We start from the raw sequence: 22,655 nt of genomic DNA on the forward strand, positions 1-22,655 counted from the left end.
GTTACTTGGTAGAGAGTTCCTGCAGCAGGCGCCGCGCATCCGCTTGCGTAGTGGATGCCTCGGTCCCCTCAACCAGTGTCTTGAGCAGGCGTCGCGCTTCATCCTTGTTACCGCTACGCGCCAGAGCCGCGGCGTAGTGATACTTCACGTCCGGGTCGCCGTTGACCTGCGCATCCTTCAGGATCTTGAGCCCGTCGCTGACCTTGCCGCGCTCGGTGAGGATCCAGCCATACGTGTCCATGATCGAAGGATTCGTCGGGTTCATCCGGTAAGCCTTGGCCGCGGTCGCTTCGGCGCGCGCGTCGTTCGACTCGTAATACAGCCATGCCAGGTTGTTGAGAATCACGGCGTTGGGCGTCGCGTTGTCGACCAGGAATTCGTATTTGGCCTGTGCGCGGCCCACCTGCCCGCCTTGCATGTACGCCTCGGCAAGCACCGCCTGGACCGGAAAGTCGTCGGGCTTCTTCGCCACCCAGCTCTCGAGCGGTGCTGCTGCGTCGCGCAAATTGCCGCTGCGGCGCGCGTTGTAGGCACGCACGCTGATCGCGGCACTCGGCCGCATGGCGAGAGCGGCATCGAACGCACGGCTGGCCGCCTCGTAGTCGTGATTGGCGGAATAAAAATCGCCTTCGAGCGCGAGCAGTGCAGGATCGTGTGGATGCGCCTTGCGCATCTCGGCGATCCGCTGGGCGCCGGCCGCGGGTTTACCGTCGCGCACGTCCAGCATCGCCAGCGCCGCTACTGCCATGATCGAATCCGGACTCACGGCGCGCGCCTTTTCCAGCGACTCACGCGCCAGCGCGCGCCGGTCGAGCGCCAGCAATGCGCGCGCATGGTTCATCCAGTACTGCGGGTTTTTTCCGTCGATGTCGATGGCGCGTTTGAAGCGTGCAGCCGCCTCGTCGTAACGCGCCGAATCGAGATACAGCAATCCGATCGCATTCGTGACGGCGGCGTTTTCCGAGGTGAGTTTTTCGAGTTCCGCGATCACGCCGGCGGCATCGGCGACTCGGTTATCGAGCATGTAGACGCGGGCCAGCGCCAGGCGCGGCACGACCGCCTTCGGATCGGTACGCAACGGCTCGAGCACGGTTGCCGCCCGGCGCGGGTCATTCGCCTGCAGTGCTAGTTGCGCGAGGCCCATGCGCGCGGCCACGTGTTCGGGATGATCGGTCAGGATGCCCTGCAAGCGCGCGGCGGCGGTCGAGGCATCGCCCGCTGCGGCTTCGATTCGCGCGGAATTCAGCAATGTCGTGACATCGCCCGGCTGCACCGCGAGCGCGCGACCCAGCAAGGCACGCGAGCGTTCGAATTCACCGCGCTGCGCGAGGATGAGGCCAGCGCCGTTGAGCAGCGCCAGATCCTTCGGATGCTGGTCGACCAGGCTCTTCATCTCCGCATCGCTCTTGTCGATGCCGTCCGCGGCGGCTACGGCGCCGATCAGCAACATGTCGCGCTGCGCGTCCCCATCGACGTGCGGGATCTGGCGCAGCAGCAGCACGGCCTTGCGATACGCCTGCACGCGCAGGTAGGTAGTCGCCAGCTCGATCTGCTGCGCGCGGCTCGACCCCGCGGCGTTCGCCGCGCGCTCGAGCACCGACACCGCCTTGTCGGCTTCACCGAGCTGCAGGTGCGCGAGACCGATCAGCGAGTTCACGTCCGAATCCGCGTCCGCCTGCAACGGCGACAACAGTTCGAGCGCGGCGTCCGCCTGGCCCATGCGCAACCGCACCCGCGCGAGCAATTTGCGCGCCTCGAGATTGTCCGGCGCCATCTGCACGACCCGGCTGAGGTGGGACTCGGCCTGGTTGACGTTGCCCTGCGCGATCAACGCGGCGCCCAACAGGAATCGTGCCGGCACGAAATCCGGCATGCCGGCCACGACGCGCTGCAGCCCGGCGGTGGCGGTCGCGTAATCCTGCGCGGCCATTGCGATACGCGCGCCGAGGATCAACGTGACCGGCGCGGTGGGCGCCAGCTTCGCCAGCGAGGCGAGACTTGCGCGCGCCGCCGGGATGTCGCCCGCGGCCAGGTCCGCCTCGGTGAGGATCGCGAGCAGACTCGCCTTCTGGTAGATAGTCAGCTGCCGGCCCGCGGCGAATGCGGCCTTGAGCACCTGGCGGGCATCGACGAAGCGGCCCTGCGCCGCAAGGATCTCGCCCCGGCACAACAGCGCCGCGGCGTGATCCGGGGAATTCTCGGGCACTCCATCGAGCAGCTTCAGCGCCTCGTCGGCCTGCCGCTGACCCGCGCGGGCCCGCGCCAGCCCGATGAGCGCGCGCGGCTGCGTAGCGCCGCCGCGCCGCGCGGCCTCGTAGGCTTCGCCGGCTTCGACCGGTTTGCCCATCGCCAGGTAGGCATCGCCACGGTAGATGGACCGCATCGGTTCGCCGACCACTATCTGGTTCGAATCGATAGCCGCCAGAAGTTCGCGTCCCTGGCCGAGCGCCAGCCGGGTTTCGGCGGTGAGGTCGGCGACGTCTTGCGGACTCGCGCCTGCGTCGCGCGCGCGGCGGATTTCCTTTTCGGCATCGCGGACGTCGCCGAGCTGCAGCGACGCCCGGGCAAGCAGCAGCCGCGCCTGCAGGTGGTTGGGCTCACTCTCGAGTGCGTTCTTGAGGTCGATCACCGCGGCCTGATAGTCGCCCTTGGCGATCTCGGCGCGGGCCCGCTCGACGCGGCCATCGGCGGAGACGAAGAAGTCGCAGCCGCACAGTACGACCGTGACCAGCAACCCCAACCCCAGCAACCTTGCAGATCTCATGACCACTCCTTCCGCGAACCTTTCTAGTTTGCCCGTGCTTCCGCGCCCACTGTGACATGCGGCAGGAAATCGGTCAGCAACTGGCGTGCGGACGCGCAATCCGGCAGGCACGAGGCGCTGATGGCGAAGACGCTGGCTGCGGGCGCACCCCGCAGGGTGCCGAGCGCGTAACGCAACTGCGCCGCGGAGCCGCGCCGCACCTCGCGTTCCCCTACGACGTACGCATACCACACGATCCTGTCCGAGCCGGCTTCATTGCCGAGCTGCACTTCATTGAGGTTTCTACCGCCGACTTCCCGCGTCGCCGCCGAAACCAGATTGGCTTCGGGACCATACGCCGACGTCGAGAAGCCGATCAGCTCCTTGTCCTGTTGCTGCGACAGGTAGGTTGCGGTGTAGACACACACCGCCGCGCCCGCGCGCGAGAATTCGCGCTGTGAGTGGAGGTCCGCCGTGCGGTACTGGGGCCGCCAGCGGCCATGACAGGGCTCGACGGGACCATCCCAGCCGGCGATCACAGAGGGAACGGAAACATTTGGCGCCACTGCGGCCTCCACCGGCAGCAGCCACGACCAGCCAGGTCCGAGACCCGAAGCAAGCAATGCGTATCCGGCGGCTCGCAGCGCGCGGCGCGGCGCCGGAAAGGCCGCCGCCGTTGGCGATGCGGTCTCACTACCGCGACCGGCCTCGAGCTCGAGCGGCATCCGGCGGCTGATCAGCAGAAACACGACCATCGCCACCGCGAAGACGACCCAGCCGAACACCGAGTGATCGACGCGCACCAGGTAACTCTGCATGTCGGTCAGATCGCCGGCGACGATGATGATCAACACGCGCAGCCAGTTCCCGAGCAGTGCCAGCCCCACCGCCAGTGCCAGCAGCTTGCAGCGCGTCACCAGGCGGTCGCCGCGCAGTTCGCCCTGCAGGATCGCGATGGTCGCAGCGACGATGAAATAATGCAGTCCGGCGCATCCATCCTCGACGTGAAACACGCCGCTGCGGATGTAGACGAAATCGCCCGCGACGTATGCCGGGACCGCGATGACCCGCAAAAGCAAGCTAACTACCGAGACGGTCAGCGACTGCAACGCGGGTACGAATACGTGCCAGACCGGCACCGCGGAATACAGCAGCCCAACCGGCACCAGCGCGCGCAACGCGATACGCGGCCCGAAGACCACGCGGATGTTGAGCCAGAAGAGGATGGGCAACAGCGCCTGGTGCGCCACCTGCACACCCGCCCGCAGCGCTATCAGCCATGCCAGGCTCGTTGCGGCCAATGCCATGAGAGGAAGAAAGGCAGCGACCCGCGGCAACGACGCCGAACTCGCCGCCGCCGCACCGTCGCCTTCCCGCGCGCCCCGCACCAGCAGCCACAAGGCGCCGAGCACGATGAGCGAGCCGTGCCGATAGGCGCTGGACGGTACGTCGAACCACTCGGTGAGCAGCGACTGCGTGGAAGGGAAGTAGAGGACGCCGGTCGCAAGCACCACTGCGACCAATGCCGCCGGCATGACCCACGCGCGCCACTCCAGCCGCGCCGCGATCCCCGCCCGCGGCGAGGCGGCTTCGGGAATCCCCGGCGAGTTCACGCCGGCGCCCGGATTCCGTACTTTTCCATGAGGTCGTAAAGCGTCGGACGGCTGACGCCTAACAACTCGGCGGATTTCGACACGTTGCCTTCGGTGATCGACATCGCCTGCCTGATCGCCTGGCGTTCCGCGCGGGTACGGACTTCCTTGAGGTTGAACAGCAACGCGCTGTCGGTGCTTTCCTTCAAGCCGAGATCCTCGGCCGTGAGCATCGGGGTCTCCGCCATGATCATCGCGGTCTTCACGCGGTTCTCGAGCTCGCGCACGTTGCCCGGCCACGCGTAGGCCTCCAGCGCCGCAGTCGCCTCTTCGGTGAAACCGCGTCTGGGCCGCCCGCCCACGTTGCTGAACTTGCGCAGCATCGCGTGCGCGAGCACGGTGGCGCCGCCGAGCCGATCACGCAGCGGCGGCACATTGATCGTGACCTCGCCGATGCGGAAGTACAGATCCTGGCGGAATTTCTGCTCGACGATGAACTGCTGCAGATCGCGATTGGTCGCGCACACGATACGCACGTCGACCGCGATCTCCTGGCGGCCGCCGACCCGCTCGATGACACGATCCTGCAGGAAGCGCAGTAGTTTGGCCTGCAGCGCCAGCGGCATGTCGCCGATCTCGTCGAGGAACAGGGTGCCGCCGCTCGCGGTCTCGATCTTGCCGAGGGTGGTCTTCACGGCGCCGGTGAAGGCGCCCTTCTCGTAACCGAATAGCTCGCTCTCGAGCAGCTGCTCCGGAATCGCCGCGCAATTGATGGCGATGAAGCGGCCGCCCTGACGCCCGCTTTGCGCATGCAACGAACGCGCGACCAGTTCCTTGCCGGTGCCGCTCTCGCCGAGGATCAGCACCGAGGCATCGGTGGGCGCGACTTTCTCCACCATGCGGCAGACTTTGAACATCGCATCGTCGGTGGCGATGAAGCCCTCCATCGGCGAGGTCAGTTGCGACTCGCGCAGCTGGCGGTTCTGCTCCTCGAGCCTGTGGATGTGAAACGCACGCCCGACCAGCAGGCGCAGCACGTCGGTGTCGACCGGCTTCTGGTAGAAATCGTAGGCACCGAGTGAAACCGCGCGCACGGCATTGTCGCGGTCGGCGTTGCCCGTGACGACGATGACCTTGGTCTGCGGCGCAAGGCTCAGGATGTCGCGCAGCGTCTGCATGCCTTCGGTGACGCCTTCCGCGTCCGGCGGCAGCCCGAGATCCTGCAGCACGACGGGCGGCTCGAAGCGGCGCGCCATCGTCAGCGCTTCTTCACGCGACGCGGCCATGAGCACTTCGTACTCTTCGAAGCACCACTTCAATTGCCTTTGCAGGCCCAGATCGTCCTCGACGATCAGGAGTCTGGGTTTTTCGTCGGACATAACGGCAGCCTAATACAGAACCTTGTGCCCCGCCCGGGCGCACTCCACACCTCGACATCCCCTCCCACGGAACGCGCGTATTCTCGCACCTGGTATGCGCCGATCCCCATGCCCTTCGAGCCCTTGGTGCTGTCGAACGGGCGGAACAGGCGCTGGCGCAGAAAGTCCTCGTCCATGCCTGCGCCATCGTCGGTTACGGTCAGGCGCGCTTCCCGCGCATCGACGGCGAGCTCTACATCCACCCGGCCGGCCGCGCTGGTCGCCTCCTGCGCATTACGCATCACGTGCTCGAGCACCGCGGTCAGCCGGTCGGGATCAGCCTTCACTGCCGCCTTCGCGAACTCACCCTGCACGGTGATCGCGGGCTGGCGGGACTGGCTGCGCGCCACGGCCGCACCCACGATTTGCCCGAACTCCACCATGCGCGCGGTGCCCTGCATGTCCCGCCCCTGCAGCTGCTCGATGAGCCGCGTCATGCGCTCCGAGGTGTTGCGGATCGTGTCGATCGCGTCGTCGACGAACACCGGGTTGTGCCGGTGGCGCGCCGCGTTCGCGACCAGCAGCTGCAGCTGCGCGACGGAATTCTTGAGATCGTGCATGACGAACGCAGCGAAGCGATTGTACGCATCGAACTGCCGGCCCTCGGCCAGTTGTTCGTCCGCCCGCCGCTGCGCGAGCTGCACGGCGACATTGCGGCCCACGGTCTTGAGCAGATCGAGATCTTCGAAGGTGATGTTGAACGGCTCGGGCGGCGCGCGCAGTACCAGGAATCCGAGCAGGTGATTGCCCACCAGCAGCGGCGTCACGAGGCGCCATGGACCGGCTGGATCGAGCCAGGCCGGCAGCTTGAGGCCACCGTAACGCTGCGGGTCGCGCTGGTATTCGCGCAGGTCCACGACCCATTGGCGATCCATGAGAAAGCGCGGCAGATCGTCGTCTTCCGCGATCGAGAGAACTTGGGGGAAATCGCTGCTCTTCTGCGGCCACGCCGCCTGTAGATAGAAGCGGCCGGCATCCCGGTCGCGCAGCAGCAGCAGCCCGCTCGCGCTGTCGAAGATCTCGGCCACCGCGCGGATGGCGTTACGCCGGATGTCGGGCTCCTCGCCGGCCGACAGCGTCTGCACGAATCGCAGCCACGCAATGCGGTAGTCGTACTTGTTGCGATAGAAATGCGTCGAGATGAAGACGCGCAGGCGCCGCGTCGGCCAGTCGGCCAGCAGGAAGACGAGGAGCACCGTGGCCGCCGCCGCGATCACCAGTGTCTGCAGCAGACCGCCCCACTCGGCGCTCAGCGCGCGCACGAAGTACGCGGCCGCGGCAGTGGCGCAAAAATACAAACCGAGAAAAACGAAGCTCGAGGTGTAGAACATCACCTGCCGCGACACGAACACGCGCGGTTCGGCGACCGGCACGCGCCACGCGCCATACACCAGCGGCAGCAGCGACGCAGCGACGGCGGCGACCCGCAACATGCTGAGTGATGGCTCCACGTCGCCCTGCCATTGGGCCTGCGCATACGTGAGCACGTCGATCGAGAATTGACCGGCAACGGCCGCCGCACACCACTTCACCTTGCGCGCGGCGCCGTGAAAAGCCTGCCGCCATACGTGCAGCGTCGCCGCGAGCGCGGCCAGCGCCGTGATGAAGCCCGCCAGTGGATAGAGATGGAGCGGCGTGGCGCCTTGCGCGATCGCACCGAAGGCGGTGTAGACGATCAGTGCCGCGCAGGAGCCGAGACTCATGCGGCGCAGCCAGGCGGGGATTTCGCTGGCGGCCAGCGCCTGCAGGGCGATCAGCCAGGCACCGAAACGAAAGCCGTCGGCCATCATCGCGTTCCAGGTCGGCCAGGCGTGCGCGGGAGTCTGGCTCCACATGAGCGCGGCCCAACCCGCGCCGACGATGGCCGCCACCGCCACGTTGCGCGCAGGCTCGCTCTGGCCGCGGCGGATCAGCAGCACCGCGCCTACGACCAGCAACAGGATTGCGGTCAAGAAGTAAATGAGCCCGATCATGTCGCCTCGCGCCCGCGCAGGTTGTCAGGCGCTAACGCGCACCCTTGCCCAGCAGGATCACTTCCACGGTCTGCAGCAGTATGAGCATGTCGAACACCAGGTCGTGATTTTTCACGTAGAACAGGTCGTACTGAAGCTTCTCGACTGCATCCTGTTCGGATGCGCCGTACGGATAACAGAGCTGCGCCCAGCCGGTGATACCCGGTTTCACGCTGTGACGTTCGCGGTAATACGGAATCGTATCGGCCAGCTTGTCGACGAACTGCGGACGTTCCGGTCTCGGTCCCACGAAGCTCATCTCGCCGCGCAACACATTGAGCAGCTGCGGCAGTTCGTCGATGCGCAGCTTGCGCAGGTATTTGCCGAGGAAGGTCACGCGGTTGTCGTTGGTGGTGGCCCACTGCGCCTTGCCGTCGCGCTCGGCGTCGACGCGCATGCTGCGGAACTTGAGCACGCGGAAGATGCGCCCGGCGAAGCCCACCCGATCCTGACCGTAGAACACCGGCGCCGAGAAACCGTCCTCCAGTTTGATGGCGAGCGCGGTCAGCAACATGATCGGAGATGCGAGCAACAGCAGGCCGGAGCTGGCGAGCAGATCGAAGATCCGTTCGGAACGAACCCGCATTCCGTTGCGGCGAAAGCCGCCGCCAAAAATGATCCAGCTCGGCGTCAGCAGTTCGAGATGCACCTTGCCGGTTTCGCGCTCGAGAAAGCCGACCTGTTCGGAGATCACGATGCCTGCCAGGCGGCACTCGAGCAGTTCCTTGAGCGGAAAGCTGCGGCGCCGGTCGTCCATCGCCACCACGATTTCTTCGATGGCGTTCTCACGAGCGTATTCATGCAGCGGAATGTCGACCCGCACCAGCCGGTCTTCGGAGACCTCGACGGCCTCGCCCTCGGCCGGGATGAAGCCGAGCAGTTTGAAACCGCGTTGATCCGCGCGCCGACGCAGCTTCGCAATCCTCATGGCATTGTTGCCGGCGCCGTACACGAGCACGCGCCGCTTGAAAATGTCTTCGTCGATGAGGCGTTGCGCGATGGCACGCACCAGTACCAGCAGCAGCCACGAACACACCATCGAGGACACGAGTTCCGGCCACGTGTATTTGTATTCGGGCCAGAAACCGAGGATCAAGCCGCTCAGCACGCCACCAGCCACCACGCTCAACGTGATCCGCAGAATGACTCCCGCCATGCGGTCGCGCATGCGGCGGGTGAACAATCCCATCGCAACCATGGCGAGGATGACGCTGCCACCGAACACGGCGGCCTGCGTCCAATCGATCGCCGAGTTGAAGGAAGGGCCGCCAACCAGGCGGCACGCGAACTGGCTCGCGATCAGCACCACCGCTGATTCCGCCAACCACAGGAGCACCAGGGCCGGGTGCCAAGTTATGCCAAATAGTCCTACTCGCATGTGGCCGCGAGTCTAGGCAAGAACCTAGGAGGTCAGAGCGTGCGAACGCCGATCGGCGTTCGCAACTGTGGGCTCTGTCGCAAAGGTGGCGTCCCCAGGGGGATTCGAACCCCCGTTACCGCCGTGAAAGGGCGATGTCCTGGGCCTCTAGACGATGGGGACGCAGATGTTTGGTGGAGCCAGACGGGATCGAACCGTCGACCTCTTGCATGCCATGCAAGCGCTCTCCCAGCTGAGCTATGGCCCCACGCGAGGCGCGGCAAGTTACGGTTCAGCCTCAGGTATGTCAAGTAAACAAAAGCGACTGCATCACATCGCGATGTTTCAGTGGTATGGCACTCGTTCACCGTATTTTCCGGTTCCGAGTCCCCCCGTGTCTGCCAGTGGTGACACGTTGTAATAAGTGTTTTTCCACGTTCTACTCATTCCCAGAGCAAAGGCATACCCGTCGCGAGGCGGGGACGCAAAGCTTCCGGTCTGAAGCGCACAGCGGATTCAGACAGCGGGGTTGCCGGTATCGGGAGACGCCTCGTGGGTCTCACATACCGCCATTTCGTTGTCAGCCGCATCGCTTCGGTCTTGCAGACAATCTGGAATCTGAAGGATCTGAAAATGCGAATTTGCGGCAAACAATGGGTGTTGGCAGCCATGACCACGCTCGCGCTAGCCGGTTGCGGCGGCGGCGAGGAGTCGGGCGCTTCGGGAGGCGCCGGCAATCTGCCCCCGCTCATCTCGGGTACTCCCATCACGACGTTGAACGCCGGCTCGCCTTACAGCTTCCAGCCGCAGGCCTCCGATCCGGACGGCGATCCGCTGTCATTCTCGGCCGACAACCTGCCGCATTGGGCCAGCATCAATTCCAAGACCGGTGTGGTCTCCGGAACGCCCGCCGAAGCCGATGTCGGCATGTCGGGAATGATCACGGTAATGGTCAGCGACTCGAAGGCGATTTCGGAGCTGCCGGAGTTCCGAATCCAGGTGAGCAGCGCTGTCAACGTGCCGCCACCCATCGTCAATCACGACCCGACCATCGCCGGAGCGCCCGCGACCACCGCCACGGTCGGCAGCGTCTACTCGTTCACGCCAGTTGGTGACGACGAAGACGACGACACGCTGTTCTTCTCGATCCAGAACAAGCCGGCCTGGGCCACCTTTACGCCCGCGACCGGGCAACTGACTGGCACACCCATCAGCGCAAACGTCGGCACCACCACCAACATCGTCATAACCGTGACCGATGTGCGCGGCGCCAACGCTTCCCTGCCGGCCTTCAATCTCACGGTGAACGCGAGCGCACCGGCAAATCGCCCGCCGACGATCTCCGGCGCCCCCGCCGCGACCGTGACCGCTGGCGCGGCCTACAGCTTCCGTCCGGTGGGCAACGATCCGGATGGCAATACGCTCATCTGGTCGATCCAGAACCTGCCGGCGTGGGCGACCTTCAGCACGACGACCGGCCGACTCACCGGTACGCCGACGGCGGCGAATGTGGGCACGTCGGCGCGAATCACCATCTCCGTGAGCGACAGCGTCGCCACGGTTTCGCTGCCTTCGTTCACGATTCAGGTCACCGCCGTTGCCAATCGGGCACCTACGATCACCGGCGTCCCACCGACCTCCGTGACCGCCGGGCAGGCCTACAGCTTCCAGCCGAGCGCCGCGGATCCCGACGGCAATAGCTTGAGCTTCAGCATCGCGAACCGGCCTTCCTGGGCTACGTTCAGCACCACCACCGGCCGCCTGTCGGGAACACCGACGGCCGCCGACGTTGCCAGCTATGCGGGCATTGTCATCACGGTGAGCGATGGCACGGCCCAGACCTCATTGGCATCGTTCTCGATCGCGGTAAATCAGATCGCGACCGGGTCCGCCGTGGTGAGCTGGACGGCGCCGACCCAGAACACCGACGGCAGCCCGCTGACGGATCTGGCCGGGTATCGCATCGCCTATGGGCGCAGTTCAACGAATCTCGACCTGTCGGCCTCGGTAACCAACGCCAGCCTGAGTAGCTACACGGTCGAAAGCCTCTCCACGGGCCAGTGGTTCTTCGCGGTCTATGCCGTCAACACCGCCGGGACCGAGAGCGAGACCTCGAACGTCGCGACCAAGACGATCCAGTAGCCCGCAAGGCCGCTTCAACCCGCCAGCGCGCGCTCGATCCGCTCGAGCGCGCGCTTTTTCGTCAGCAGCACGAGCGTGGCGTCGATGGGCGGCGAGACTGTCCCGCCCGACACGGCCACGCGCAGCGGCTGCGCGATCTTGCCGAGACCGAGCGATTTTTCCGTGGCGAGCCCCTCGAGCACGGCGTGAATCGCCGGCGCCCGCCAGTCCGTCACAATCTCCAATCGCATCCGCAGCTCGGCCAGCAACACACGCGCCTCGGCCGTCAGATGTTTTTCGGCGGCCTTCGGATCGAGCAACACGTGGTCGCCGAAGAAGAAGCGGCTGTTCTCGGCCATCTCCTTGAGCGTCTTCGCACGCTCGCGTTGCGCCACGATGATTCCCTCGAGCAATGCCTGGTCATCCGACTGGATGCCGAGCCGCGCCAGGTGCCACTGCAGGTACGGCACGATCTCTTTCGGATCCGTGCGCACCAGGTGCTGCTGGTTCAGCCACAGCAGCTTCTCCAGGTTCATCGCCGAGGCGGCCTTGTTGATGTCGCGCACGTCGAAGACCGCGATCATCTCCGCGCGCGTGAAGAATTCCTGGTCACCGTGCGACCAGCCGAGCCGCACCAGGTAGTTCAACAACGCATCCGGTAGATAGCCCTCCTCCTGGTACTGCAGCACGCTGACCGCGCCGTGACGCTTGGAGAGCTTCGCGCCGTCCGGCCCGAGGATCATCGGCACGTGCGCGTACACCGGTGGCTTCCTGCCGAGCGCGAGCAGCATGTTGAGCTGCCGCGGGGTGTTGTTCAGATGGTCGTCGCCGCGGATCACGTGGGTGACGCCCATGTCGGCGTCGTCCACGACCACGCAGAAGTTGTAAGTCGGCGTGCCGTCCGAGCGCGCGATGATGAGGTCGTCCAGCTCCTTGTTCTGAAAGGTCACCTGGCCGTGCACCACGTCGTCCACGACCGTCGCGCCCTCCTCCGGATTCGCGAAACGCACCACCGGAGAGCGGCCCGACTGCGGCCCCGGGCCCTTGCCGTGCCGGCAGCGGCCGTCGTACCGCGGCTTCTCCTTCGCGAGCTGCTGCGCGGCGCGCATGGCGTCGAGCTCTTCCTTGCTGCAGTAGCAGTGATAAGCCGTGCCGGCGGCGACCATCTCCGCGATGACCTGCTTGTAGCGGTCGAAACGCTGCGTCTGGTAGTAAGGCCCGAGATCGTGCTCGAGACCCAGCCATTTCATCCCTTCCAGGATGACCTGCACGTGCTCCGGCTTCGAACGCTCGAGGTCGGTGTCCTCGACGCGCAGGATGAACTGGCCGCCCATGCGGCGCGCGTACAGCCAGCTGAACAGCGCCGTGCGTACCCCGCCGATGTGCAGCATGCCGGTGGGGCTGGGGGCGAAGCGGGTGATGACGGGAGAGGTCATGGAGCGTGCGATTCCGGCCGTTTTGAGGGCGCGAATCGTAGCATTTGATTCGGCTTCGGCCGCTCTTTAGACTGCGCACCCTCTCGGGACCGCGTGTCCCCGGCGGACGGTTAGCTCAGCGGTAGAGCACTGCTTTCACACGGCAGGGGTCACAGGTTCAAGCCCTGTACCGTCCACCACTCCAATTCATGAACATCTCGCGAATCACGGCCATCCACGAAGCGGCGCACGCCGTCGCAGCCATCCGTTGCGGACTCGTATTCGAGAACGTCACCGCCGTGCCCGACGAGGAACTCGAGCTCGACGGCGCGCTGAACTGGACCCTGCTGCACGATGAAGTCGGCCTCGAGATGCCCGTCGAGGCGCTGGCCCTGGTGTCGCTGGCGGGGCCGTGCGCCGAAGCCCGGCTGCGCCGGTTGCGCCCGGATCGGGTGTTCTCGGGTGTGGCCGCCCTCGACGATCGCGAATCGGTGGCGCAGCTCGGCCTGACCGAAGCGCAGTTTGTCAGCGCGAGCCGCGATGCGCTCGACCTCGTAGAGCGCGACTGGGCCCTCATCGAAAAGATCGCCGATGCACTCGAAGCCGGCGGCAACCTTTCTTACGACGAAGTTGCAGCGCTGCTGCCGGACGATGCTGAGTAGCTAGGGCCACGGTTCGCGCGGCCCTGTTCGGGTCAGGATGGATCGGCTCGCAGGCGCATCAATTCCGCGCCCAGCGCTTCGAGGCCGGCGGCGAACCGCGTCAGCGCGGATTCATCGGGCTTCTTGCCCGGCGTCTGCGCGTCGGCGAGATGTTCGATGCGCGCCGCGCAGTCGCTCAGTACGCCAAATCCGAGCGTCGCCCCCGTGCCGCACATGCGGTGGGCGAGGTGGCGAATATCGTCGAGCGCAGTGGCGTCGCCGGCGGCGAACCTCGCAAGACCGGCGCGCAACGATTCGAATTCGCGCCCGCTGCGGTCGACGAACTTCGCCGCGAGTTCGGCCATGCGAGCCCTGGCGGCGGCGATCTTTTCGTCGCGCGTCCCGCTCACTGCGATCGCCACAGCGCCTTGACCTGCCCACCCAGCGTCATGGGATCGAACGGCTTGGCGATCACGCCGATCACCGACAGGGCGCGGAAACGCGCGACTTCGTCCTGGTTGGCCTTGGCCGTCAGAAAGATCACGGGGATGTGCGCCAGCGCGGGTTCGGCGCGCATGCGCTTGAGCAGCGACGGGCCATCCATGCCGGGCATCATCACGTCGAGCACCACGAGGTCCGGCTGCTCGACCTGCATCTTGAGCAGCGCGCGTTCGCCGCCGTCGCTGACGATCACGTTGATGTCGCCGTCGAGGCTGAGCGACATCTGCACTATTTCGCGGATGTCGGCGTCGTCGTCGACATAGAGAAGTGTTTTGAGCGCCTTGTCGCTGGTCGTCACTTCACCATCGACGGTAACGCGATCGCGTCCATGACGTTTGCTGGAATAGAGACAGTCGTCGGCGCGGCGCAGCAGTTGTTCGACGGTCGCGGCATTTCGATCCGCAAACACCGAGACGCCCGTGACGCCGACGCTGACGGTGATCTCGATGCTTCCGCCGACGGTCGCGATGGGCCCGGCCGCGACGGCGCGGCGGATCTTATCCGCCACCACGCCGGCACCGGGCAGATCGGTCTGCGGCAGCACCACCGCGAACTCCTCGCCACCGAGCCGCGCGCACCAGTCGAATTCGCGCGGCAGCGCGTTCTGAATGCGCCGCACGAACTCCATCAGCACGCCATCGCCGGCCGCGTGCCCGTGGCGGTCGTTGATGTGCTTGAAATGGTCGATGTCGAATACCAGCAGCGACAACTCGCCGCCAAAACGCCGCGTGCGTTTGAGCTCGCGGCGCAAGTGGTTCATGAAGTAGCGGCGGTTGTGCGCGCCGGTGAGCGCGTCCGTCATCGCCAGGCGGCGCCGCTCTTCGATCGCCTGCTTGAGCGAATGCTCGAGCGTGAGGATGCGGCGCGCGGTGGCCAGCCGCGCGATCAGCTGCGTGCCGCTGGCGCGTTTGCTCAGGTAGTCGTCGGCGCCGGCTTTGAGGCCGGTGAGGATCTCGTCCTCGGAATCGTGCGCCGTGCACAACATGATGTAGACGTAACCCGGGTAGTGAGTCCCGGCGCGGATCGCCCGCGTCAACTCGAGCCCGTCCATGCCCGGCATGTTGCGGTCGAGGATCACGATCGGCGCGAACTGGCGGCGCAGCGCGGCGAGCGCCTGCTCGCCGTTGGCAGCCGTGGCGACCTCATAACCTGCAGCACCGATCATGTCGCGCAGCCGCTCGACGACGATCTCATCGTCGTCCACCAGCAGCACGCGCGTCACCAGCGTGTCCAGCACGGGCTGGATGGCCGTGATCACGGACTCATCGCTGGCCAGGACTTCTTCCTTGTCAGGCGCGGTCATGCCGCCTGCTCGCCAGCGTGAGCGCGGCGCGAGCCTCGCGCAGCTGCACCCGCAATGAGAACGTGTGGAGTCCGGCGTGAATCCGCGCGATGAGCTCCGGCTCGCGCACGCCTTTGTTCAGGTAGTCGTCGACGCCGGCGCAATAGCCGCGTTCATGGTCGAAATCTTCCTTGCGCGACGTCAGCATGATCACGTAGGTCTCGCCTTGTTTGCGGGCGCGAAACTTCTCGGTGAATTCGATGCCGTCCATGACCGGCATCTGCCAGTCGACGATCACGACCGGAATATTTTCCAGCGCCAGGCGTTCCAATGCCTGCGCACCATCGGCCGCCTCGCCGACGTGGATGCCGCGCTCCTTCAGGCGATCGCCGATCAAGGCGCGTTCGAGCTCGTCGTCGTCGACGATGAGCACGGACAGCGGGACGTCCGCGGCAAGCGCGCGCATGCGGCCTGTGTTCACGCCGGAGTTGATGTCTTCTTCGAAACCCGTCATTACCCTTTCCGATTCGTTGCTCGAGATTCGGCTCAATGTGCGGAGCGCATCAAGCGCGTCCCGCATTCAGCTGAGGCACGCTAACGTATCGGCAAATCGGGGGCACGTACTGGCGCGAGTTCAGCCGCAGTACGTCACATTCGATGCTCGCTGTTTCGTCAGGACCTCTAAGGGTTTCTAGCAGACCATGCATGGCTAACTACATCGGCAGGGTGACGTTGCTCGCCCTGCTCTACATCGTGACCGGCAAACTCGGTCTGCTGCTCGCCGTGCCGCCGGGTTACGCCACGGTGATCTGGCCGGCATCGGGCATCGCCATCGGCATGTTGATCGCGGGCGGCGCGCGCCTGTGGCCCGGCGTGTTGCTAGGTTCGTTGCTGTTGAACGCCTACAACTCCGGTGTCTTCGCGCAGGAGGAAATTCTCTCGCTCAAACTACTGGCGGCCGCCTGCATCGCGGCCGGCTCCACGCTCCAGGCGATCGTAGGACGCACGCTGGTCGCGCGTTTCGTCGGGTTGCCGCTGCGCCTCAACACCGCGCGCGACGTCCTCTGGCTGTTCGCGCTGGCCGGCCCGGTCACCTGCCTGATCGCGGCGTCGATCGGCGTGGGCACCTTGTCGGGCCTCGGCATCATCGGACGCGCGGAGCTGCTGGCCAACGGCATTGCCTGGTGGTCGGGCGACACGCTCGGCGTGATCGTGTTCATGCCGCTGGTGCTGCTCGCGCCCGGCAGCCGCGCGCGACTCACCTGGCGCGCCGCGTCGGTCGGGCACCTGCCATTGGCCGCGTTGTTGCTGTTGCTGCTGCCGCTCGGCCTCACGTTCTACGCCTGGAAGGCCACCACGGAGAACGAGTACCAGCGCGGCCAGGCGAAATTCGAAACGCTGACCGTCGAGAGCGAAAAGGCGTTGCAGAACCGGCTCGCGTCCTACGGCAACGCATTGCTGGGCGCGGCCGCTTTCATTCGCGGTTCGAACGAGGTGTCGCGCGAGGAATGGCGCACGTATACCGGGACCGTGCAGGTCAGCGATAATTTCCCGGGCCTGAACGGTCTCGGCTGGGTCGAACCGGTGGACGCCGCGCGCCTGCCGGCGTTCCTGGCTGCCGAACGGGCGGATGGCGCGCCCGACTTCGCCATTCAGCGGCCGGACGCCCGTGGACCTAACTACATCACCAGGCTGATCGAGCCGCTGGCCGGGAACCGCGCCGCGGTCGGCCTCAACATCGCGTTCGAATCCCAGCGCCGCGCGGCCGCCGAGCGCGCCCGAGATACCGGCGAAGCCGCGCTCACCGGCCGCGTCGTGCTGCTCCAGGATGAAAAACGCTCGCCCGGATTCCTGATGATGTACCCGGTCTACGGCAGCGACATACCCGTCAACAGCATCGAGGGACGCCGCGCGGCATTCCGTGGCTGGACTTTCGCACCGCTGATTGCCAGCCATTTCCTCGACGATCTCACCCACAGCCAGCGTTCCGAATTCCGCTTGCGCGTCTACGATGGCGCTGGCGAAGCGGCGGATGCGCTGATCTACGACAGCGATCCACGCGCCGCGGCGCACCCGGCTTTCAGCAAATACGTCACGTTGCCGATTCTGCAGCGGGAATGGCGGCTGGTGTGGGAGAGCACCGCCGAATTCGAGCAAACCGAACACTCGAGCGGCTCCCTTTTCATCCTGCTCGGCGGCCTGTTGTTCACCGCGCTGCTGGCGTTGCTGCTCATCGTGCTGACCGTGCGCCGCACCGAACACATCGAGCGGATGGTCGGCGAGCGCCGCTTCGCGGTGCCGCTGCTGGTGTTCGCGGTGCTGGCGACCGGCAGCGTCGTGTTGCATTCGAAACTGCTCGACCTGGAACTCGCCTTCATCCGCGAGCAGGTGAAAGACGAGGCCGGCGACGTCGAGCGGCTGATACGCACCGAGCTCAACGAACGTATCGCCTCGCTGGCGCGCATGGCATCGCGCTGGGACGCCGCCGGCGGCACCCCCTATCTACTCTGGCGGCAGGACGCGGCCAACCACGTCGCGCAGCTGCCCGGATTGCGGGCGCTCGAATGGGTCGACTCCGACTATCGGGTCCGCTGGATCGAACCCATGCTGGGCAACGAGCCGGCGCTGGGCATCGACGTACGATCCGACCCGCGCCGCACTGCGGCGCTGCGCGACGCCGCCGGGCACAGCGCGGCAACGCTCACCCGGCCGCTCGACCTCGTGCAGGGCTACACCGCATTCGTCGCCTATCTACCGGTAGACAAACGGGGCCGCTTCGACGGATTCATCGCCGCGGCATTCGAAGTCGAGGATTTCCTCGGCTTTGCGCTGCGGGCCGAACCGGCGCGCGACTACCTCATTACCGTCAACTTCGATGGCCAGCAGTACTACAGCAACACGCACGGAGATGCCGCGGCACCGGAATCGTGGGTCTCCGAAAGGGTGATCCGTCTGCAGGAGCAGCCGTGGACGGTGCGCGTCTCGCCGACGCCTCACTTCCTCGATTCACAGCGATCGATGCTGCCGGGACTGGTGCTGGCCGCCGGCCTGCTGGTGGCGGCGCTGGCCGCGCTGTCGGTGCGTTACATCCTGATCTCGCGGCTGAAATCCGCGCACCTCGCCAAGTCGCTGGCGCTCAACGCCGGCATCATCTCGAGCAGCGCACATCTGGTGATCGCCATCGACCCGCAGTACCGCATCATGATCTTCAACAAGGCGGCCGAAGCGGCGCTCGGTTACAGCGCCGCGGAGGTCACCGGGCGACGCGCGATCCCGATCTTCATGGTCGCGGCGGAACTCGAGGCGCGCGCTGCGAGCCTGTCGCAGGAGCTCGGCGAAACGATCGCCGCGGGTCCGGACATCTTCACGCGCATTCCGCTGCGCGACGGTTACGAAAAAAGCGAATGGACCTTCGTGCGCAAGAACGGTTCGCGTTTTCCGGTCAACGTGATCATCACGCCGCTGCGCGACGAACGCTCCGCCGTGAGCGGATTTCTCGGCGTCATCGAGGACATCACGCTGGCGCGCGAGATGGAGCGCATGAAGAGCGAATTCACCGCGGTGGTCAGCCATGAATTGCGCACACCGCTCACCTCGATCCGCGGCTCGCTGGGCCTGATCCTCGGCGCCTTCGCGGGTACCCTGCCGACCAAGGTGCGCGATCTGCTCGCGATCGCGCAGAGCAACTGCGAGCGGCTGATGCTGATGATCAACGACATCCTCGACCTGGAGAAATTCGCCGCCGGCCAGATGCGCTTCGAGGTAACCACGTTGCCGCTGGGCGGCGTGGTCCTGCAGGCCGTCGAAGCCAACGAGGGATATGCGCGCAAATTCAACGTGCGCATCGACCTTGTGGCCTGCCCGCCCGACTGGCACGTGGCCGTCGATCCGGACCGGTTCGTCCAGGTGATGGCGAATCTGCTGTCGAATGCCGCCAAGTATTCACCACCCGGCGGCACGGTGCGGGTGTGGTGCGAATCGCGCGGCAATGTCTACCGCGTCAACGTGCACGACGACGGTCCAGGCATTCCCGAGGAGTTTCGCGGCCGCATGTTCGAGAAGTTCTCGCAGGCGGATTCATCCACCACGCGTGAAAAAGGCGGCAGCGGACTCGGCCTTCACATCGCCAGGCGCTTCGTCGAGCACATGGAGGGCCGCATCGGCTTCGATTCCGAAGTCGGACGCGGCTCGACGTTCTGGATTGAACTGCCGATATCGGGGAAACCACTAACAACGAATATTTGAGGGCTCCCGCCTGCCGCGCGCAACGATTAGGCTGCGCCACTTCAGATGGAGAACTCCAAGCAGACCGAACTCACGATCCGCGCCGGTTTCGGCGTCGCGCTGGCGTTGCTGGTGGTCATCGGCATCGTCAGCTACGCGAGCGTGGTGCGGCTCAGCGAAAACTCCGCCAACGTCGCGCATTCGCAGGAAGCCATGCGGGTGATCGACCAGATCGTCGGCGCGGCCACCGAAGCCGAGTCGAACCATCGTGCCTTCATCATCAGCGGCGACGAAAAGTTCGTGCGCGAATACGACGCCGTGGTCAGCGGCACGGGCGCGCTGGCCGACCATTTGCGCGACCTGGTGCGCGACAACCCCGCGCAGATCCAGAGGCTCGCCGCCCTCGAGCAGGCCATCGACGCACGGTTCGCGCGCAGCGCCGCGGCGATCGAGCTGCGGCGCAAAGGCGGCCTCGAGGCGGTGCTGGCCATGGGCGCCCACCCGCCGCGCGGCTCGGACCTGCAAAACTCCTTGCGCGAAATCGCGCAGCAGATGAAAACCGCCGAGCAGGCGTTGCTCGATGCACGTGAGGAGCGCGCCCAGCGCAGCGCGGGAATCGCGCAGAGTGTGATCGTGGGCGGCAGCCTGTTCGCGATGGTGTTCGTCGGCGTGGCGCTGGTGACGATCCGCCGCGAATTCGCCGCGCGCGAACGGGCCGAAGGCGAGCTGAACAAGTTCTTCTCGCTGTCGCTCGATTTCCTGGTCATCTCGAGTGTCGATGGTTATTTCAAACGCGTCAGCTCGGCGGTGTTCGACGTGCTCGGCTGGACGCCGGAGGAATTCACCAGCCGTCCGTACCTGGATTTCGTGCATCCCGACGATCTGCCCAAGACGATCCAGCAAGTCGAACGGCAGATGAAGACCGGCGAACGCGTGCTGCATTTCGAGAATCGCTACCGGCACAAGGACGGCTCGTGGCGCGTGCTTTCCTGGCGCTCGATGCCCCAGGGCGAATTGATGTACGGCACCGCGCGCGACGTGACCGACGCTGCAGCCGCCGCCGAGGCGCTGCGCGACGCGCACGACAAACTGGAATTGCGTGTCGAACAACGCACCGGGGAACTGGCGGCGGCCAACAAGTCGCTGCGCCAGAGCGAGCATCGCTTCCGCACGCTCATCGAAAATGGCGCGGACGGGATCGCGCTGGTCGATGCGGACAACAAGATCCTCTATCTGAGCCCGTCGGTGGCCCACGTCGAGGGTTACTCCGCCGAGGAGCTGACCGGCCGCATGGGACCGGAGAACACCCATCCCGACGACCTGCCGCTGCTCAAGAAATATTTCGAACAGCTCATGTCGAACCCCGGCAAGCCGGTGCCCGTGTTATGGCGCCGCCGGCACAAGGACGGACGCTGGTTGTGGCTCGAAGGCACGGCCACGAACCGGCTGCAGGATCCGGCCGTGCGCGCCATCGTCACCAACTACCGCGACGTCACCGAACGCATGCGCGCCGATACGCGGCTGCGCGAACAACTGCAACGCCTCGCGCTGCTGTCGCGCATCACGCATGCGATCGGCGAGCGGCAGGACCTGCGCAGCATCTTCCAGGTGGTGGTCCGTACCATCGAAGAAGAACTGCCGGTCGATTTCTGCTGCATCTGCCTGTACGACATGGGCGAAAACAAGCTGACCGTGAGCTGCGTCGGCGCCCGCAGCCACGAGATGGCGAGCCAGCTCGAGCTGCTCGAAAACGCGCCAGTGCCCATCGACGAGAACGGCCTCGGCCGCTGCGTGCGCGGACACCTGGTCTACGAACCCGACATCGCAAATACACACTTCGATTTTCCGCGCCGCCTGGCGAGCGCCGGCATGCGTTCGCTGGTCATCGCGCCCATGCTGGTCGAGAGCCAGGTGTTTGGCGTGATGGTGTGCGCGCGCCGCGAGGCCGAAGCCTTCAGCAGCGGCGAATGCGAATTCCTGCGTCAGTCGACCGAACACACCGCGCTGGCCTCGCACCAGGCGCAGCTGTACGGCGCGCTGCAGCGGGCCTATGACGACCTGCGCCAGACGCAGCAGCAGGTCATGCAACAGGAACGGCTGCGTGCGCTCGGCCAGATGGCGAGCGGCATCGCGCACGACATCAACAACGCCATCTCGCCGGTCGCGTTGTATACCGAGGCGCTGCTCGAACGCGAACAATTGAGCACGCGCGCGCGCGGACATCTCGAGATCATCCAGCGCGCGGTCGACGATGTGGCGCAGACCGTTTCGCGCATGGGCGAGTTCTATCGCATGCGCGAACTGCCGTCTTCGCTGGAGCCCGTCGATCTGAACAAGCTCGTGCCCCAGGTCATCGATCTCACGCGCGCGCGCTGGGCCGACATGGCGCTGCAGCGTGGCGCGGCCATCGAGGTACGCACCGAACTCGAAGCGTCGCTGCCGCCGATCGCGGGGGTCGAAAGCCAGATCCGCGATGCGCTGGTGAACCTGGTGTTCAATGCGGTGGATGCGATGCCCGAGGGCGGGCCGCTCGTCATCCGCACCTCCAGCGCGGCGGGCGCGAAATCGCGCGCCGTGCACCTCGAGGTGATCGACCGCGGCGTGGGCATGAATGAAGACACGCGGCGCCGCTGTCTCGAGCCGTTCTTCACCACCAAGGGGCAACGCGGCACGGGCCTCGGGCTCGCGATGGTGTACGGCGTCGCGCAGCGGCACGGCGCGAATCTCGAGATCGAAAGCGAACCCGGCAAGGGCACGGTGGTACGCCTGAGTTTCTCGACGGCGACGATCGATGCCGCCTCGCCGAGGCGCGCTTCCGTGGCCAGCGTCGGGCCGCAACGCATCCTCATCGTCGACGACGATCCGCTGCTGCTCAAGTCGCTACGCGACGCGCTCGAATCGGACGGCCACGAGGTGACCGCGGCGACCGGCGGCCAGGCGGGCATCGACGCATTCGTCGAATCACACGCCAACGGCACGCCCTATCCAGTCGTGATCACCGATCTCGGCATGCCGCACGTGGATGGCCGCAAAGTTGCCGCAACCATCAAGGCATCCGTGCCGGCGACGGTGGTGCTGATGCTGACCGGCTGGGGCCGGCGGCTCGTGGCCGAGGGAGATATCCCGCCCGGAGTGGACGAGGTACTGAGCAAGCCCCCGAAGCTCGTGGAGTTGCGCGCCGCGCTCTCCAACCATCTCGGCCCCCGTAGTTAGAAATGGGGACACTCCCCGTTCTCTAGCAAAAGGGGGCGCTCCTCGAGCCGCTGCCCTATCTGCCAGCCCCGCCGGCCCGGGGCGCGGCCGGGCCCCCGTACGAGCCAAACCCGGCCGAACCGCGAACTGGAGCCTT

At 65.9% G+C, this 22,655-nt stretch carries 13 protein-coding genes, 3 tRNA genes and 1 riboswitch; of the genes, 5 read left to right on the top strand and 11 right to left on the bottom strand.

The window, feature by feature from the left end; genetic code table 11:
• Position 1: 1 nt before the first annotated feature.
• From prsT to WDO72_02990, 7 genes are all read right to left on the bottom strand, one after another.
• A complete protein-coding gene (gene prsT, locus WDO72_02960; GenBank protein ID MEJ0084621.1) occupies positions 2-2,764 on the bottom strand; it encodes an XrtA/PEP-CTERM system TPR-repeat protein PrsT in 2,763 nt (920 codons plus the stop codon).
• A 23-nt stretch (positions 2,765-2,787) separates the two neighbouring features.
• Positions 2,788-4,356, bottom strand: a complete 1,569-nt coding sequence (locus WDO72_02965) for an exosortase C-terminal domain/associated protein EpsI (protein ID MEJ0084622.1) — start codon at positions 4,354-4,356, stop codon at positions 2,788-2,790.
• Positions 4,353-5,714 (bottom strand): PEP-CTERM-box response regulator transcription factor, encoded by a 1,362-nt coding sequence (gene prsR / locus WDO72_02970; protein ID MEJ0084623.1) that lies wholly within the window; start codon positions 5,712-5,714, stop codon positions 4,353-4,355. Before prsR ends, WDO72_02965 begins: the two co-directional genes overlap by 4 nt.
• A complete protein-coding gene (gene prsK / locus WDO72_02975) occupies positions 5,687-7,726 on the bottom strand; it encodes an XrtA/PEP-CTERM system histidine kinase PrsK (GenBank protein MEJ0084624.1) in 2,040 nt (679 codons plus the stop codon). Before prsK ends, prsR begins: the two co-directional genes overlap by 28 nt.
• Positions 7,727-7,757: 31 nt before the next feature.
• Complete coding sequence (locus WDO72_02980; protein MEJ0084625.1) at positions 7,758-9,101, bottom strand: TIGR03013 family XrtA/PEP-CTERM system glycosyltransferase; 1,344 nt, start codon at positions 9,099-9,101, stop codon at positions 7,758-7,760.
• Positions 9,102-9,229: 128 nt separating this feature from the next.
• Positions 9,230-9,305: transfer RNA gene (locus tag WDO72_02985), tRNA-Glu, on the bottom strand.
• A gap of 9 nt (positions 9,306-9,314) precedes the next feature.
• Positions 9,315-9,390: transfer RNA gene (locus tag WDO72_02990), tRNA-Ala, on the bottom strand.
• A gap of 181 nt (positions 9,391-9,571) precedes the next feature.
• Positions 9,572-9,659: riboswitch (cyclic di-GMP riboswitch) on the top strand.
• Positions 9,660-9,755: 96 nt separating this feature from the next.
• On the opposite strand from WDO72_02990, the gene WDO72_02995 reads away from it, so the two are divergent.
• Complete coding sequence (locus WDO72_02995; GenBank protein ID MEJ0084626.1) at positions 9,756-11,264, top strand: putative Ig domain-containing protein; 1,509 nt, start codon at positions 9,756-9,758, stop codon at positions 11,262-11,264.
• A 14-nt stretch (positions 11,265-11,278) separates the two neighbouring features.
• Here the strand turns inward: WDO72_02995 and gltX are convergent, their stop codons facing one another.
• A complete protein-coding gene (gltX, locus tag WDO72_03000; GenBank protein ID MEJ0084627.1) occupies positions 11,279-12,679 on the bottom strand; it encodes a glutamate--tRNA ligase in 1,401 nt (466 codons plus the stop codon).
• 104 nt (positions 12,680-12,783) lie between these two features.
• Here gltX and WDO72_03005 point away from each other — a divergent pair.
• Positions 12,784-12,858 (top strand) — tRNA-Val (locus WDO72_03005).
• Positions 12,859-12,867: 9 nt separating this feature from the next.
• Positions 12,868-13,320: a hypothetical protein gene (locus WDO72_03010; protein ID MEJ0084628.1), complete on the top strand. Its 453-nt coding sequence runs from the start codon at positions 12,868-12,870 to the stop codon at positions 13,318-13,320.
• A 32-nt stretch (positions 13,321-13,352) separates the two neighbouring features.
• Here the strand turns inward: WDO72_03010 and WDO72_03015 are convergent, their stop codons facing one another.
• Genes WDO72_03015 through WDO72_03025 form a run of 3 tightly spaced genes read right to left on the bottom strand, consistent with a single transcriptional unit; the run spans position 13,353 to position 15,596 of the window.
• Complete coding sequence (locus WDO72_03015; GenBank protein ID MEJ0084629.1) at positions 13,353-13,709, bottom strand: Hpt domain-containing protein; 357 nt, start codon at positions 13,707-13,709, stop codon at positions 13,353-13,355.
• On the bottom strand, positions 13,706-15,103 hold the full coding sequence (locus WDO72_03020) for a response regulator (protein ID MEJ0084630.1): 1,398 nt from the start codon (positions 15,101-15,103) through the stop codon (positions 13,706-13,708). Before WDO72_03020 ends, WDO72_03015 begins: the two co-directional genes overlap by 4 nt.
• On the bottom strand, positions 15,090-15,596 hold the full coding sequence (locus WDO72_03025; GenBank protein ID MEJ0084631.1) for a response regulator: 507 nt from the start codon (positions 15,594-15,596) through the stop codon (positions 15,090-15,092). The genes WDO72_03020 and WDO72_03025 overlap by 14 nt, the downstream gene beginning before the upstream one ends.
• Before the next feature lie 191 nt (positions 15,597-15,787).
• Here WDO72_03025 and WDO72_03030 point away from each other — a divergent pair, with 191 nt between their 5' ends.
• Together WDO72_03030 and WDO72_03035 are read left to right on the top strand one after the other, a co-directional pair.
• Entirely contained in the window at positions 15,788-19,327 is a 3,540-nt protein-coding gene (locus tag WDO72_03030) for a CHASE domain-containing protein (GenBank protein MEJ0084632.1), read from the top strand.
• Between the two features lie 45 nt (positions 19,328-19,372).
• Entirely contained in the window at positions 19,373-22,519 is a 3,147-nt protein-coding gene (locus WDO72_03035; protein ID MEJ0084633.1) for a PAS domain S-box protein, read from the top strand.
• Positions 22,520-22,655: the final 136 nt, after the last annotated feature.

The sequence above is a fragment of the Pseudomonadota bacterium genome (genome assembly GCA_037200975.1).
Lineage (GTDB): Bacteria > Pseudomonadota > Gammaproteobacteria > Steroidobacterales > Steroidobacteraceae > CADEED01.

Bases quoted from the DNA above. Each gene is read 5' to 3' on its own strand.
- prsT (MEJ0084621.1), bottom strand. From the start codon at position 2,764: ATGAGATCTGCAAGGTTGCTGGGGTTGGGGTTGCTGGTCACGGTCGTA.
- prsR (MEJ0084623.1), bottom strand. From the start codon at position 5,714: ATGTCCGACGAAAAACCCAGACTCCTGATCGTCGAGGACGATCTGGGC.
- prsK (MEJ0084624.1), bottom strand. From the start codon at position 7,726: ATGATCGGGCTCATTTACTTCTTGACCGCAATCCTGTTGCTGGTCGTA.
- WDO72_02995 (MEJ0084626.1), top strand. From the start codon at position 9,756: ATGCGAATTTGCGGCAAACAATGGGTGTTGGCAGCCATGACCACGCTC.
- gltX (MEJ0084627.1), bottom strand. From the start codon at position 12,679: ATGACCTCTCCCGTCATCACCCGCTTCGCCCCCAGCCCCACCGGCATG.
- WDO72_03010 (MEJ0084628.1), top strand. From the start codon at position 12,868: ATGAACATCTCGCGAATCACGGCCATCCACGAAGCGGCGCACGCCGTC.
- WDO72_03020 (MEJ0084630.1), bottom strand. From the start codon at position 15,103: ATGACCGCGCCTGACAAGGAAGAAGTCCTGGCCAGCGATGAGTCCGTG.
- WDO72_03025 (MEJ0084631.1), bottom strand. From the start codon at position 15,596: ATGACGGGTTTCGAAGAAGACATCAACTCCGGCGTGAACACAGGCCGC.
- WDO72_03030 (MEJ0084632.1), top strand. From the start codon at position 15,788: ATGGCTAACTACATCGGCAGGGTGACGTTGCTCGCCCTGCTCTACATC.
- WDO72_03035 (MEJ0084633.1), top strand. From the start codon at position 19,373: ATGGAGAACTCCAAGCAGACCGAACTCACGATCCGCGCCGGTTTCGGC.